Here is a 13,177-nt window from a genome sequence, read left to right on the forward strand (position 1 = left end):
AACACTCAACAAAAATCGTGGCGCAGTTTACTGGGTTTCCCACAGCAACCGTTAACCCCCTGTCAGGGCGGGGCCATAACCGTCGAGAAATTCCGCGGGCATGCGCTTGGGTTTGCCGGTGGACAGCTCGATGCAGACAAAGGTGGTGTGCGCGCGTAGCAGGGTCGCGCCGTCACGCGGGCGTACCAGTTGAAAGCGCCGGGTCATCTTCAGGCGCTGGTCCCAGTCGACGATCCAGGTGGCCAGTTGCAACTCATCGCCTTCGTAGCCTGCGGCGAGGTAGTCGATCTCATGACGCACCACCGCCATGGCACGGTCCAGGCGGCGATATTCGGTCAGGTCCAGGCCCAGCCGCTGGGAATGGCGCCAGGCGCAGCGCTCCAGCCAGGACACGTACACCGCGTTATTGGCGTGCCCCAGTCCGTCGATGTCTTCAGGGGCGACCTGCAGATCGATGATAAACGGCGTTGCCAAATCCCAGCCCATGCCTTGCTCCCGGTCGATTAACTTAACCGGGGCAGTGTATCAGGCAGTTTGCCGCTCCTGTAAACGACGGCCGGCCAGCAGCGCCAGCACACCGTCGATCACGCGCGGATCGGCCAGTACTTTCTGGTGACCGCCCTGTTCCAGGCGCAGCAGACGGCTGTCAAACCAGGCTTCGTGAATGGCTTGGGAGGCTTTGACCGGGACGAAGGTATCGTCTTCGGCGTGCACGATCAGGCCAGGAATGTTCATCTGGTAGTGGGCCACATCCAAATGCTTGAGCGGCATGCCGAAGGTCATTTCGACCTCATGGATGAAGGCCAAGCGGCGTGCCCGCGCCGGCAAACCGACCATCTTGGTGAAACCACGCAGCACATCCAGAAAGCGTGACGGTGCAGCGATGCTGACCAACGCCTCGGTACGCAAGCCCAACTGCACCGCCAACATCGCACTGGCGCCGCCCATGGAATGGCCGATCACCGCATGCAGCGGCGGCAACTCGGCAGCGGCTTCGAGCATGGCACGGGCGAACAGCAGCACATGGGCTTCACGCCCTGGCGAACGACCATGGGCAGGGCCGTCGAGCGCAATCACTGAGTAACCGTTATCGACCAACGCCGTGATCAGGCTGGCGAATTGAGTGGGCCGCCCTTCCCAACCGTGCATCAACAATACTGCGGGCCCCTGGCCCCAACGCAAGGCGGACAAACCGAAACGCAAGGTGATGCGCTCCGATTGCGCCAGCAGCGGCAGTTCCCAGTCACGCGGCGGCAGGTCGCGGGGTGTCATGAAGGCGCGGCGCATCTTGCCGGCTACCGTTTGCGGCGCCAGGTGCCCCAGGGTGCCGTTGAAGCGACGAATCCAGGTTAATGTGCCCATCATGACAACCCTCTTCTAGCGCACGGCCGACTTGGCGGCGCGCAGCACACGGTCAGACAACTCACCGGGCCCCAAGGCGCGGGCCAAGGCCAGGCCACCGATCATCAGCGCCATGTCAGCCAGGGCTTTGTCGGTGTCTTCAGGGCTGGCGGCGAGTTGCGCGGCCATCAGCTCGCAATGCTCGTTCAGCGCTTGGCGGAATTCATCTGGCAGGCGGCTCATCTCGCCGACAGTTGCCGGGATCGGACAGGCCTGGGCAGTTGAGTCACGGTGTTTGCGTGACAGATAAAACGCCGCCACAAGGCTTCTGCGCTCCTCTCCGGTCAACTGGGCGTCCATGTCATCAATCGACGCACGACGCTTGGCCAGCAACTGGGTGAAGGCCTCCAGCATCAGTGCGTCCTTGCTTTCGAAGTGCGCGTAGAAACCACCGACGGTCAGCCCCGCCGCGCCCATGACTTCACCCACACTCGGCTCAGCCGGGCCGCGCTGGATCAACGCGGCGCTGGCGGCCTGCAAAATGCGTTCGCGGGTTTGCGCTTTTTTATCGCTCATCATTGCCTCCGATGCTCATGGGTTGAATATTATTACCATAATAATATTCCGCAAGCCACCCGCGCGACCGTTGGTCAGAGGAGAAGAATGGGAAAGAGGAGAGAATTGGCCAAACGCCAGACAAACAAAAGGGCCATTCAATAATTGAATGACCCTTAAAAATCCCGCAGAGCGGGTAATCGTGGCGTCCCCTAGGGGACTCGAACCCCTGTTACCGCCGTGAAAGGGCGGTGTCCTAGGCCACTAGACGAAGGGGACACAAACCTTCTGTACACTGATCAGCGCTGAGAACTGATCGATTCAAGGACGGTGTGGCCAGACCTTGAACCTGTAAATTGGTGGAGCTAAACGGGATCGAACCGTTGACCTCTTGCATGCCATGCAAGCGCTCTCCCAGCTGAGCTATAGCCCCGGATTTTTCGTCTCGCGACGCAGCAGACCTTTCGAGCTGCTTGTTGAAACTGGCGTCCCCTAGGGGACTCGAACCCCTGTTACCGCCGTGAAAGGGCGGTGTCCTAGGCCACTAGACGAAGGGGACAAAACCTTCTGTACATCTGATCAGGGCTGAGACCTGATCGATTCAAGGACGGTGTGGCCAGACCTTGAACCTGTAAATTGGTGGAGCTAAACGGGATCGAACCGTTGACCTCTTGCATGCCATGCAAGCGCTCTCCCAGCTGAGCTATAGCCCCTCATCGGTGAGGACGGGGCGAATCTTAATGGCGCTTTGGAAGTGTGTCAAATTTATTTTCAACAATTTCCAAAATTTTTTGCCGGGATAACAATCACTTACCGGTGAAACCCCGGAAAACCGGGGTTTCGCCGTTTCAACCGCATGCTCAGCCGATAGCGCCCAGCAGCTTTTCCCACTCTTTGTTTTCTTTCTTCGACACACCACCAAGCAAATCAAGGGCTTGGCGCAGACGGAAACGGGTCAGGTCCGGGCCGAGGATTTCCATCGCATCGAGCACCGACACCGAACTGGCCTGGCCGGTGATCGCGGCAAACATCAGCGGCATGGCATCGCGCAGCTTCAATTCCAGAGACTCCACCACCGCCTGGATCGTCGCGGTGATCGCATCCTTCTCCCACTGGCGCAGGCTTTCCAGCTTCCACAGGATCAATTGCATCAACTGACGAACCTGGTCGCCCGAGAGTTTCTTGGACTCGAACAGCTTGGGATCCGGACTAACGCCCCCGGCAAAGAAGAAGCTGGCCAACGGTGCGACCTGGCTGAACGTCTCCACCCTGCCCTGCACCAGTGGCGCAATCTTCATCATGTACTCAGGGTTCAGCGCCCACTGCTGCACGCGGCTGGCGAATTCATCCACCGGCAGGTCACGCAGCCATTGGCCGTTGAGCCACGACAACTTCTCGATGTCGAAGATCGGCCCACCCAAGGACACGCGGGACAGGTCGAAGTTGTCGACCATTTCCTGCAGCGAGAACTTCTCGCGCTCGTCCGGCATCGACCAGCCCATGCGGCCCAGGTAGTTGAGCATCGCTTCCGGCATGAAGCCCATGCGCTCGTAGAAAGTCACCGAGGTCGGGTTCTTGCGCTTGGACAGCTTGCTCTTGTCCGGGTTACGCAGCAGCGGCATGTAGCACAGCTGCGGTTGTTCCCAGCCGAAGTACTCGTAGAGCAGGATCAGTTTCGGCGCCGACGGCAGCCACTCTTCACCGCGCAGCACGTGGGTGATGCCCATCAGATGGTCGTCGACCACGTTGGCCAAAAAGTACGTCGGCAGGCCGTCGGTCTTCATCAGCACCTGCATGTCCATGCGGTCCCACGGGATTTCGACGTCACCGCGCAGCATGTCCGGCACCACGCACACGCCTTCGCTTGGCACTTTCATGCGGATCACATGGGGTTCGCCAGCGGCCAGGCGACGGGCCACTTCTTCCTTCGACAGCAGCAACGCGCGGCCATCGTAGCGCGGGGTTTCGCCACGGGCCTGTTGCTCGGCGCGCATCTGGTCAAGCTCTTCGGCGGTGCAGAAACACGGGAAGGCATGGCCCATGTCGACCAATTGCTGGGTGTACTGCTTGTAGATGTCGCTGCGCTCGCTCTGGCGATACGGGCCGTGCGGGCCGCCGACGTCCGGGCCTTCGGCCCAGGTAATGCCCAACCAGCGCAGGGCATCGAAAATCTGCTGTTCCGACTCGCGGGTGGAACGCAGTTGATCGGTGTCTTCGATCCGCAGGATGAATTCACCGCCGTGCTGCTTGGCAAAGCAGTAGTTGAACAAGGCGATGTAAGCAGTGCCAACGTGGGGATCCCCAGTAGGCGATGGCGCGATGCGCGTGCGGACGGTGGTCATGGCAGGTCTCGAATGGGCGATAAAACTGAAAATTGAAACAAGGGGGGAATGGTAACAGCCTGGGGCGGTTGGGCTCCAGCCTGGGTGAATCCGGGAGACCGAGGCGCGGCCATCGCAGGCAAGCCAGTTCCCACATTTTGATTTATGAATACAGTCAAATGTGGGAGCTGGCTTGCCTGCGATGAGGCCAGTCCTGTCAGCGCAGATCAAACAGCCAAAAGGCGCTCGCGCAACTTGCCGATCTCATCGCGCGTCTGCGCCGCCGCCTCAAACTCCAGATCACGCGCCAACTGATACATCTTCTCTTCCAACTGACGGATCCGCTTGGTGATCTCACTCGGCGAGCGCAACTCGTTCTCGTACTTGGCGCTTTCCTCGGCAGCCTTGGCCATGCCTTTGCGCTTCTTGCTGCGCGAGCCCGGCACAGTGGCGCCTTCCATGATGTCGGCAACGTCCTTGAACACGCCTTTCGGGGTGATGCCATTTTCCAGGTTGAACGCGATCTGCTTGTCGCGACGCCGCTGGGTCTCGCCAATCGCCCGCTCCATGGAACCGGTGATGCGGTCCGCGTAGAGAATCGCCCGACCGTTGAGGTTACGCGCCGCTCGGCCGATGGTCTGGATCAGCGAGCGTTCAGAGCGCAGGAAGCCCTCCTTGTCCGCATCGAGGATTGCCACCAACGACACTTCCGGCATGTCCAGGCCTTCGCGCAGCAGGTTGATGCCTACCAGCACATCAAAGGTGCCCAGGCGCAAGTCGCGAATGATCTCTACACGCTCCACGGTGTCGATGTCCGAGTGCAGGTAACGCACGCGCACGCCGTGGTCGGCCAGGTAGTCGGTCAAGTCTTCGGACATGCGCTTGGTCAGCGTGGTAACCAACACCCGCTCTTCCAGGGCCACGCGCTTGGTGATTTCCGAGAGTAAATCGTCGACCTGGGTCAGTGCAGGGCGGATTTCGATTTCCGGGTCGACCAGGCCTGTCGGCCGTACCAACTGCTCGATCACGCGGCCGGCGTGCTCGGCCTCATAGTTACCCGGCGTGGCGGACACAAAGATGGTCTGCGGGCTGATGGCTTCCCACTCGTCAAAACGCATCGGCCGGTTATCCAGTGCCGACGGCAGGCGGAAACCGTACTCCACCAGCGTTTCTTTGCGGGAACGGTCGCCCTTATACATCGCGCCCACTTGCGGCACGCTGACGTGGGACTCGTCGATTACCAGCAGCGCGTCAGGCGGCAGGTAATCATATAGCGTCGGCGGCGGCGCACCGGATTCGCGGCCCGACAGGTAGCGCGAGTAGTTTTCGATGCCGTTGCAGTAGCCCAGTTCCAGGATCATCTCCAGATCGAAGCGGGTGCGCTGCTCCAAGCGCTGGGCTTCCACCAGCTTGTTGTTGGAACGCAGGTACTCCAGGCGCTCGGCCAACTCGACCTTGATGCCTTCAATGGCGCCCATCAGGGTTTCACGCGGGGTCACGTAGTGGCTTTTCGGGTAGAAGGTGAAGCGCGGCAACTTGCGGATCACCTCGCCTGTCAGCGGGTCGAAGGCCGACAGACTCTCGACTTCATCGTCGAACAGCTCGATGCGGATCGCTTCCAGGTCGGATTCCGCCGGGTAGATGTCGATGACATCGCCGCGCACGCGGAAGGTGGCACGGGCGAAGTCCATGTCATTGCGCGTGTACTGCAGGCTGGTCAGTCGGCGCAGCAGCTCGCGCTGGTCGAGCTTGTCGCCGCGATCGACGTGCAGGACCATCTTCAAATAGGTTTCCGGGCTGCCCAGGCCGTAAATGCACGACACTGTGGTGACGATGATCGCGTCCTTGCGCTCCAGCAAGGCCTTGGTCGCCGACAGCCGCATCTGTTCAATGTGATCGTTGATCGACGCATCCTTCTCGATGAAGGTATCGGAGGACGGCACATAGGCTTCGGGCTGGTAGTAGTCGTAGTAGGAAACGAAATACTCCACCGCATTGTTCGGGAAGAACGCCTTGAACTCGCCATAGAGCTGCGCGGCCAGGGTCTTGTTCGGCGCCAGCACCAGGGTGGGCCGATTGATCTGCGCAATCACGTTGGCAATGCTGAAGGTCTTGCCCGACCCGGTCACCCCGAGCAGCGTCTGGTGGGCCAGGCCGGCTTCAATGCCCTCGACCATCTGGCGAATGGCTTCCGGCTGATCGCCAGCGGGTTCAAAGCGGGTGACGAGTTGGAAATCCGACATAACGTACCTCGTGTGGTCACCCCCAGACTGTAAACCCGTCGAGGACGAAATAGACCGCCACCCGCGAAGACTCAGAGCGGATAGTAGGAAAAAACCATGATAGACATAGAAGTGGTGGCGAATGTCATGGGTTTCAAGGCAATCGTCATACACGCCCTCACCAGTCAATGTTGCAATAAGACTAACGGTCGGCAAATAAACCGAAAAACTTGGCCGAAAAGCCATTTCGGCTGTCGCCCTTGGCGGTGATGGCCTCTATACTAGCTCCCCGTTTGTGCACCGCTCTAGTGCATTCGGCTGGAGCGCGACACGTCCCTCCTATCCCCCATAGAGCTGCCGCAAAAATGAGCCTGTTCTCCGCTGTCGAAATGGCACCACGCGATCCTATCCTGGGCCTCAACGAAGCATTCAACGCCGATACACGAACCACCAAGGTCAACCTTGGCGTGGGCGTTTACTGCAACGAGGAGGGGAAGATTCCACTCTTGCGTGCCGTTGCCGAAGCGGAAGCCATTCGCGTGGCGCAACACGCCGCCCGTGGTTACTTGCCGATCGACGGCATCGCGGCCTACGACAAGGCCGTGCAAACCCTGCTGTTCGGCGCTGAATCGCCACTGCTGAACGCTGACCGCGTCACCACCGTGCAAGCGGTAGGCGGCACTGGCGCCCTGAAGCTGGGTGCAGACTTCCTCAAGCAGTTGCTGCCAGACGCCGTCGTCGCCATCAGCGACCCGAGCTGGGAAAACCACCGCGCGCTGTTCGAAACCGCTGGTTTCCCGGTGCAGAACTACCGCTACTACGACGCCGCCACCCACGACGTGAACCGTGCCGGCCTGCTCGAAGACCTCAACGCCCTGCCGTCCCAGTCCATCGTGGTGCTGCACGCCTGCTGCCACAACCCGACCGGCGTCGACCTGAGCCCGGCCGACTGGCAGAACGTGCTGGACGTGATCAAGGCCAAGAACCTGGTGCCATTCCTCGACATGGCCTACCAGGGCTTTGGCGACGGCATCCACGAAGACGCTGCCGCCGTGCGCCTGTTCGCTGAATCGGGCCTGACCTTCTTTGTGTCCAGCTCGTTCTCCAAGTCGTTCTCGCTTTACGGCGAACGTGTGGGCGCACTGTCCATCGTCGGCGACTCCAAGGAAGAAAGCGCGCGCATCCTGTCCCAGGTCAAACGCGTGATCCGTACCAACTACTCCAACCCGCCAACCCACGGCGCGGCGATCGTTGCAGCGGTGCTGAACAACCCTGAGCTGCGTGCCCAGTGGGAAGCCGAACTGGCCGAAATGCGCCTGCGCATCCGTGGCATGCGCGAGCAGATGGTGGCCGAACTGGCCAAGGCAGCTCCGGGCCACGACTTCAGCTTCGTCGGTCGCCAGCGTGGGATGTTCTCCTACTCTGGCCTGACCGTTGAGCAAGTCACCCGCTTGCGCAGCGAGTTTGGTATCTATGCCCTCGACACCGGCCGTATCTGTGTGGCGGCGTTGAACCAGTCGAACATCGATGCAGTCACAAAGGCGATCGTTCAGGTGCTGTAAACCTGCAGCGGTTGCACCAGAAGGGGAAGCCTATGGCTTCCCCTTTTTCGTATCCAGCCCCTAGACTGAACCTTGACCGCCCCTTCGCTGTGAGAATGCTATGAGAAACGATGACCTGGACCTGCGTGCCGACCGTGACGAACTGGATGACTACGCCCCACGCGCACCGCAACCCAAGCCTCAAAAGAGCCTGGTGCTGCAAGTGGCGCTGGGCGTCTTTCTGGGCGGTCTGGCGCTGTGGCTGGTGCAATTGGGTGCGACCGCACTGATGGCAAAGCTGGCGATGGGCACCCTGCAATTCGGTGGCTAAGCCGCACGGATGGCGCCCTGCTCCTCCAATAACTTCACGAAACTGTTCAAACTCTGCGACACCGTCCCCCGCCGCCAGATCAGCCAGGTGTGCAGGATCCGGAAGTTGTCCGTCAGCGGCCAAACACTCACCGCCGCCGACCCCGGCATGCTGTCGAGCATGCTGCGCGGCATCAGCGCGAGGCCCGCGCCGGCGCTGACGCAAGCGAGCATGCCGTGGTAGGACTCGATCTCGAAGATCTTGCCCGGCACCGCGCCGTCCTGTGAAAACCAGCGCTCCAGGTGATGCCGGTACGAGCAGTTGGAGCGAAAGGTGTAGATGCTCTCCCCGTTCACGTCCTGCCCACGGGTGATCGGCGCGTGATGCAGCGGCGCAATCACCACCATCTCTTCCTCAAACACCGCCACACCTTCCAGGGTCGCGTGCAATAGCGGGCCGTCGACAAACGCTGCCGTCAGCCGCCCCGACAACACGCCTTCGATCATGGTGCCTGAAGGCCCGGTACTCAGGTCCAACTCGACCTTGGTGTGTTTCTGGTTGTACGCCGCCAGCAACGCCGGGATACGCACCGCCGCCGTGCTCTCCAGCGATCCCAGGGCAAACGCACCCTGGGGCTCCTCCCCCGCGACTGTCGCGCGGGCTTCCTGCACCAGGTCGAGGATGCGCCGCGCATAACCGAGGAAATTCCACCCGGCCGGTGACAGGCGCAGGCGGCTTTTCTCGCGGATGAACAACTCCACACCGAGGTCCTGCTCCAGTTGCTTGATGCGCGTGGTCAGGTTCGACGGCACGCGATGAATCAACTGCGCGGCGGCGCTGATGCTGCCTTGCTCGGCAACGGCCTTGAAGATTTCCAGTTGCACCAGGTCCAAATCATTCTCCAATCGTGAATGTATTGCTTAATATTATTCAGTTTCCAGAAAAGATATAGCCCCGTACGCTGAACTCAACCTAATTCACTCAGCAGGACGGTGCCATGAACGCGACTACCCACGCCCTCTCGATCAACCCGGCCAACGGCGAAACGGTCGGCAGCTATCCGTATGAAACCGCGCAGCAACTGGACGCCGCCCTCGACCGCTCAACCCTCGCCTTCCGTGCCTGGCGCCGTCAGCCGGTCAGCCAGCGCGCCGAGTTGCTGCTGAGCCTGGCCAGCGCCCTGCGCGAACAAGCCGAAGACATGGCGCAGATGATCACCCTGGAAATGGGCAAACCCATCGCCCAGGCCCGTGCCGAAATCGAAAAGTGCGCGCAACTCAGCGAGTGGTACGCCGCCCACGGCCCGGCCATGCTCGCCCCGGAACCGACCCTGGTGGACAACGGCAGTGCGCAGATCGAATACCGCCCGCTAGGCCCTATCTTCGCCGTGATGCCGTGGAACTTCCCGGTGTGGCAAGTGCTGCGCGGCGCCGTACCGACGATGCTGGCCGGCAATACCTACGTGCTCAAACACGCGCCAAACGTGATGGGCAGTGCCTATCTGATCCAACGAGCGTTCCAGAAGGCCGGCTTCGCCGAAGGTCTGTTTGAAGTGGTCAACGTGACCAACGACGGCGTGTCCAAGGCCATCGCCGATCCGCGCATCGCCGCCGTCACCCTGACCGGCAGCGTACGTGCAGGCATCGCCATCGGCTCTCAGGCCGGCGCCGCGCTGAAAAAGTGCGTGCTGGAACTGGGCGGGTCCGACCCGTTCATCGTACTCAACGACGCCGACCTCGACGCCGCGGTGCAAGCGGCGCTGATCGGTCGTTTCCAGAACAGCGGCCAAGTCTGCGCCGCCGCCAAGCGCCTGATCATCGAAGAAGGTGTGGTGGAGGCTTTCACCGTCAAATTCCTGGAAGCCAGCCGCGCTCTGGTGATGGGCGACCCGACGTCAGCCGCCACCTACATCGGCCCGATGGCACGCTTCGACCTGCGCGACGAGCTGCACGGCCAGGTCCAGGCGACCTTGGAAGAAGGCGCCACCCTGCTGCTGGGCGGCCACAAAGTGCCCGGCGCCGGCAACTACTACGAACCGACCGTGCTGGCAGACGTCACCGACCAGATGACCTCGTTCAAACAGGAACTGTTCGGCCCAGTCGCCTCGATCATCACCGCCCGTGATGCCGACCATGCGGTGGCCCTGGCGAATGACAGCGAGTTTGGCCTCACGGCCAGCATCTTCACCACCGACTCCGCGAAGGCACGGGACATCGCCAATCAGCTGGAAACCGGCGGCATCTTCATCAACGCCTTCAGCGTCTCCGACCCTCGGGTGGCATTTGGTGGCGTGAAAAAGAGTGGTTTCGGACGCGAGCTATCGCACTTCGGCGTGCGGGAATTCTGCAACGCCCAGACGGTATGGCTGGATCGCAAGTAAATCAAGCGACATCGGTGGCAAGGGGGCCTGTCGAACCGTCCCGCTAGACCTAAAGCGGCCTCAACAGCGAATATGCCGTCGCACGCACTGCACCAGCCCATCCAGCGCCTGCGACTTCACCGGCGCGAGCACGCAAACGGTGTGCTCGCGCTCGTCGTCCTTTACCGTCACGGTGTAATGCACTTGGCCCGGATTACCGGGGGCAGGCGCATTGCTGGGCGGCAGTTGAAAGAAGTCGCAAGCCTCGACAAGCTGCCGCAGCTCCTGTTGTTCCTGCTCCGGCAGCGTGTCCAGTTCCACCGTCTGTGGCTTGGCCAGGCCCGGAAAAAAACCGGGCCCGCCGTTTTCCTTGATTGAAATTTGCATGGCCGTTCCTCTCGTCAGACAGCAATGCCGACCGCCTTCCAACCGTCCTTGACCGCTTTCTGTTCGTCCTTGTTAGCGCCGTAGAGTCGGCCTGCAATATCGTAAGTAATGCGCGCAAAGCGCAGGAAACCCGAGTTGGGCCGCAGCCGCGCATCACGCAGCGCGTCATACCAGATGCGCCCGGCGCGCTCCCAGGCGAACCCGCCCAGTATGGTCGCCACCTGGTAGAACGCATGGTTGGGAATGCCGGAGTTGATATGCACCCCGCCATTGTCCTCGTAGGTCTGCACAAAATCATCCATGTGCCCGGGCTGGGGGTCCTTGCCCAGCAGTTTGTCGTCAAACGCCGTGCCGGGGGCTTTCATCGAGCGCAGGGCGGTGCCTTTGATCTTTTGGGTGAACAGCCCTTTGCCGATCAACCAATCGGCGTCTTCCGCACGTTGCTTCAACGCATACTGCTTGATCAGCGAACCGAACACGTCCGACAGCGATTCATTCAACGCCCCGGACTGGTTGAAATACATCAGTTTGGCCTCGTCCTCGGTGACGCCGTGGGCCAACTCATGGCCAATCACGTCGAGGGCCACCGTAAAGCGGTTGAACAACTGCCCGTCTCCATCCCCGAACACCATCTGGGTCGAGTTCCAGAACGCATTGTTGTAGTTCTGGCCAAAGTGCACAGTGGCGTCCAGCGCCATCCCGGCATCGTCGATGGAGTTGCGATCGAAGACCTCGTCGAAAAAATCGAAGGTGGCGCCCAAGCCATCATAGGCCTCGTCCACCGCCGCATCACCACTGGCGGGCTGCCCCTCGCCACGCACCAGCGTGCCCGGCAGGCTGTCGGCGCCCTCGGCGCTGTAGATCGAGCGGCGTTTATCGGCCCCCATGGCCAGGGCCATATGCGCCGGCCCTTTGGCAGGCACGGCGACCATCCGTAGCGAGCGGAACGTTGTGTCCTTGGCGCGGGTGCGCAACGCGACCTCCCGTTGCGCTTTGTCCCCGTTGCGCGCGATCTGGTCGAGCATATAGGGCGGGATCAGGCAGAAAATCGGATTACGATTCGGCTGGCGAACACACATTGGCTGGCTCCATTTGGCAGGTAACAACGTCCGGGTCATCGATTCAGGATAGCCTCCAGGGGTTATCGCGTGTCATCAATTGTCATTAACCTATGTTGCAGTCGTGTTTATCCAAGGAGGACTGACCGATGCCCGCACGTAAAGCCAAAATCGACCTTTCATACCGCCCCAGGCTCGCTGACCTGCGCCCATTGATCGCACCGAGCCCCACATTGCTGGAGGCACGAGCCGCGACGCCCCGCGTCACCTCGGCCAACGACTTGAAGGACCGACGCGGCTACGCTGAGGACTTTCTCGGCAGCTTCGGGGTGCCCTGGCCTACGGTTGAAGAGACCTTGGCCGGCGATGTCCAGAAGCGCCTGGACTACACGCACTTCTCGATAACGATGTCACGCTCGAAGCGGCTCGCGCTGTATGTGGGCGTCAACATCGATGGCGGGCAGCATGTGGACATCATTCGCAGCAACGACACCTGGGCCTACGACGGACGCCTGCCCATTGATGCGCAGGTGGGCGAAGCACTGTATGCCAGCAACGGCCTGGATCGCGGCCACCTGGTGCGCCGACAAGACCCGAACTGGGGCGACGCGGCGCAAACCGCCAACTTCGACACCTTCCACTTCACCAACTGTTCACCGCAGATGAGCGGGTTCAACCAGAAAACGTGGCTGGAGCTCGAAGACTACATCCTCGACAACACCCAGCGCTGGAAAGCCCGAGCCACCGTGTTCACCGGCCCGGTGTTCGCCGACGACGACCGGGTGTACCGGGGCGTCCAGATCCCCAAGGCGTTCTGGAAAGTGGTCGCCTACCTCAGCGATGACGGCAAGCCTTCGGCCAGCGCCTACATGATCGACCAGAGCCGCGAGCTGGGCCAGCTCGACCTGGTGTTCGGCCAGCTCAGGACCTACCAGCGCAGCGTAATCCAGATAGAACGCCTCACCGGCCTGCGTTTTGCCAACCTGGCCGACTACGACGGCTTCAGCAACGAAGAACGCGCCACCGGCACGCGGATTGAAGCGCTGATACAGGGGCCTGAAGACATTCGTCTCTGACCGGGCG

12 protein-coding genes and 4 tRNA genes are annotated in these 13,177 nt (G+C 61.1%); 4 read left to right on the top strand and 12 right to left on the bottom strand.

Annotated features, from left to right (window positions below):
• Positions 1–51: 51 nt before the first annotated feature.
• The 9 genes from PF1751_RS18675 to uvrB all read right to left on the bottom strand — a co-directional run bounded on the left by PF1751_RS18675 (position 52) and on the right by uvrB (position 6,460).
• Positions 52–486 (bottom strand): acyl-CoA thioesterase, encoded by a 435-nt coding sequence (locus tag PF1751_RS18675; protein WP_042571801.1) that lies wholly within the window; start codon positions 484–486, stop codon positions 52–54.
• A gap of 39 nt (positions 487–525) precedes the next feature.
• Positions 526–1,362, bottom strand: coding sequence for an alpha/beta hydrolase (locus PF1751_RS18680; RefSeq protein ID WP_044288148.1), 837 nt, complete (start codon positions 1,360–1,362; stop codon positions 526–528).
• 15 nt (positions 1,363–1,377) lie between these two features.
• Entirely contained in the window at positions 1,378–1,917 is a 540-nt protein-coding gene (locus PF1751_RS18685; protein ID WP_010209050.1) for a TetR/AcrR family transcriptional regulator, read from the bottom strand.
• 182 nt (positions 1,918–2,099) lie between these two features.
• Positions 2,100–2,175: transfer RNA gene (locus tag PF1751_RS18690), tRNA-Glu, on the bottom strand.
• Positions 2,176–2,253: 78 nt separating this feature from the next.
• A tRNA-Ala gene (locus PF1751_RS18695) sits at positions 2,254–2,329 on the bottom strand.
• A gap of 50 nt (positions 2,330–2,379) precedes the next feature.
• Positions 2,380–2,455 (bottom strand) — tRNA-Glu (locus PF1751_RS18700).
• Positions 2,456–2,533: 78 nt separating this feature from the next.
• Positions 2,534–2,609 (bottom strand) — tRNA-Ala (locus tag PF1751_RS18705).
• Between the two features lie 147 nt (positions 2,610–2,756).
• Positions 2,757–4,238 carry a glutamate--tRNA ligase gene (gene gltX, locus PF1751_RS18710; RefSeq protein ID WP_010209049.1) on the bottom strand — a complete coding sequence of 494 codons (1,482 nt, stop codon included), beginning with the start codon at positions 4,236–4,238 and terminating at the stop codon, positions 2,757–2,759.
• 206 nt (positions 4,239–4,444) lie between these two features.
• Positions 4,445–6,460, bottom strand: a complete 2,016-nt coding sequence (gene uvrB / locus PF1751_RS18715; protein ID WP_010209048.1) for an excinuclease ABC subunit UvrB — start codon at positions 6,458–6,460, stop codon at positions 4,445–4,447.
• Positions 6,461–6,804: 344 nt separating this feature from the next.
• Here uvrB and PF1751_RS18720 point away from each other — a divergent pair, with 344 nt between their 5' ends.
• Both PF1751_RS18720 and PF1751_RS18725 read left to right on the top strand, forming a co-directional pair.
• Complete coding sequence (locus tag PF1751_RS18720; protein WP_010209047.1) at positions 6,805–8,001, top strand: amino acid aminotransferase; 1,197 nt, start codon at positions 6,805–6,807, stop codon at positions 7,999–8,001.
• Between the two features lie 100 nt (positions 8,002–8,101).
• A complete protein-coding gene (locus tag PF1751_RS18725) occupies positions 8,102–8,311 on the top strand; it encodes a hypothetical protein (protein ID WP_010209046.1) in 210 nt (69 codons plus the stop codon).
• Here the strand turns inward: PF1751_RS18725 and ptrR are convergent.
• The gene (ptrR, locus tag PF1751_RS18730; protein ID WP_044287561.1) at positions 8,308–9,183 is read right to left on the bottom strand and encodes a putrescine utilization regulator PtrR; all 876 of its coding nucleotides are present in this window, start codon (positions 9,181–9,183) and stop codon (positions 8,308–8,310) included. The genes PF1751_RS18725 and ptrR overlap by 4 nt on opposite strands.
• A 104-nt stretch (positions 9,184–9,287) precedes the next feature.
• Here ptrR and PF1751_RS18735 point away from each other — a divergent pair, with 104 nt between their 5' ends.
• Positions 9,288–10,670 carry an aldehyde dehydrogenase family protein gene (locus tag PF1751_RS18735; protein ID WP_010209044.1) on the top strand — a complete coding sequence of 461 codons (1,383 nt, stop codon included), beginning with the start codon at positions 9,288–9,290 and terminating at the stop codon, positions 10,668–10,670.
• A gap of 60 nt (positions 10,671–10,730) precedes the next feature.
• Here PF1751_RS18735 and PF1751_RS18740 read toward each other — a convergent pair whose 3' ends face one another.
• Positions 10,731–11,036 carry a protealysin inhibitor emfourin gene (locus tag PF1751_RS18740; protein WP_010209043.1) on the bottom strand — a complete coding sequence of 102 codons (306 nt, stop codon included), beginning with the start codon at positions 11,034–11,036 and terminating at the stop codon, positions 10,731–10,733.
• Positions 11,037–11,050: 14 nt separating this feature from the next.
• Positions 11,051–12,115 carry a M4 family metallopeptidase gene (locus tag PF1751_RS18745; protein WP_010209041.1) on the bottom strand — a complete coding sequence of 355 codons (1,065 nt, stop codon included), beginning with the start codon at positions 12,113–12,115 and terminating at the stop codon, positions 11,051–11,053.
• Positions 12,116–12,243: 128 nt separating this feature from the next.
• On the opposite strand from PF1751_RS18745, the gene PF1751_RS18750 reads away from it, so the two are divergent.
• Positions 12,244–13,170: a DNA/RNA non-specific endonuclease gene (locus tag PF1751_RS18750; protein ID WP_021490740.1), complete on the top strand. Its 927-nt coding sequence runs from the start codon at positions 12,244–12,246 to the stop codon at positions 13,168–13,170.
• Positions 13,171–13,177: the final 7 nt, after the last annotated feature.

Origin of the sequence: Pseudomonas simiae (assembly GCF_000934565.1) — a bacterium.
Taxonomy (GTDB): Bacteria; Pseudomonadota; Gammaproteobacteria; order Pseudomonadales; family Pseudomonadaceae; genus Aquipseudomonas; species Aquipseudomonas simiae.

Bases quoted from the DNA above. Each gene is read 5' to 3' on its own strand.
- gltX (WP_010209049.1), bottom strand. From the start codon at position 4,238: ATGACCACCGTCCGCACGCGCATCGCGCCATCGCCTACTGGGGATCCC.
- PF1751_RS18675 (WP_042571801.1), bottom strand. From the start codon at position 486: ATGGGCTGGGATTTGGCAACGCCGTTTATCATCGATCTGCAGGTCGCC.
- PF1751_RS18720 (WP_010209047.1), top strand. From the start codon at position 6,805: ATGAGCCTGTTCTCCGCTGTCGAAATGGCACCACGCGATCCTATCCTG.
- PF1751_RS18680 (WP_044288148.1), bottom strand. From the start codon at position 1,362: ATGGGCACATTAACCTGGATTCGTCGCTTCAACGGCACCCTGGGGCAC.
- uvrB (WP_010209048.1), bottom strand. From the start codon at position 6,460: ATGTCGGATTTCCAACTCGTCACCCGCTTTGAACCCGCTGGCGATCAG.
- PF1751_RS18745 (WP_010209041.1), bottom strand. From the start codon at position 12,115: ATGTGTGTTCGCCAGCCGAATCGTAATCCGATTTTCTGCCTGATCCCG.
- PF1751_RS18750 (WP_021490740.1), top strand. From the start codon at position 12,244: ATGCCCGCACGTAAAGCCAAAATCGACCTTTCATACCGCCCCAGGCTC.
- PF1751_RS18725 (WP_010209046.1), top strand. From the start codon at position 8,102: ATGAGAAACGATGACCTGGACCTGCGTGCCGACCGTGACGAACTGGAT.
- PF1751_RS18740 (WP_010209043.1), bottom strand. From the start codon at position 11,036: ATGCAAATTTCAATCAAGGAAAACGGCGGGCCCGGTTTTTTTCCGGGC.
- PF1751_RS18735 (WP_010209044.1), top strand. From the start codon at position 9,288: ATGAACGCGACTACCCACGCCCTCTCGATCAACCCGGCCAACGGCGAA.
- PF1751_RS18685 (WP_010209050.1), bottom strand. From the start codon at position 1,917: ATGAGCGATAAAAAAGCGCAAACCCGCGAACGCATTTTGCAGGCCGCC.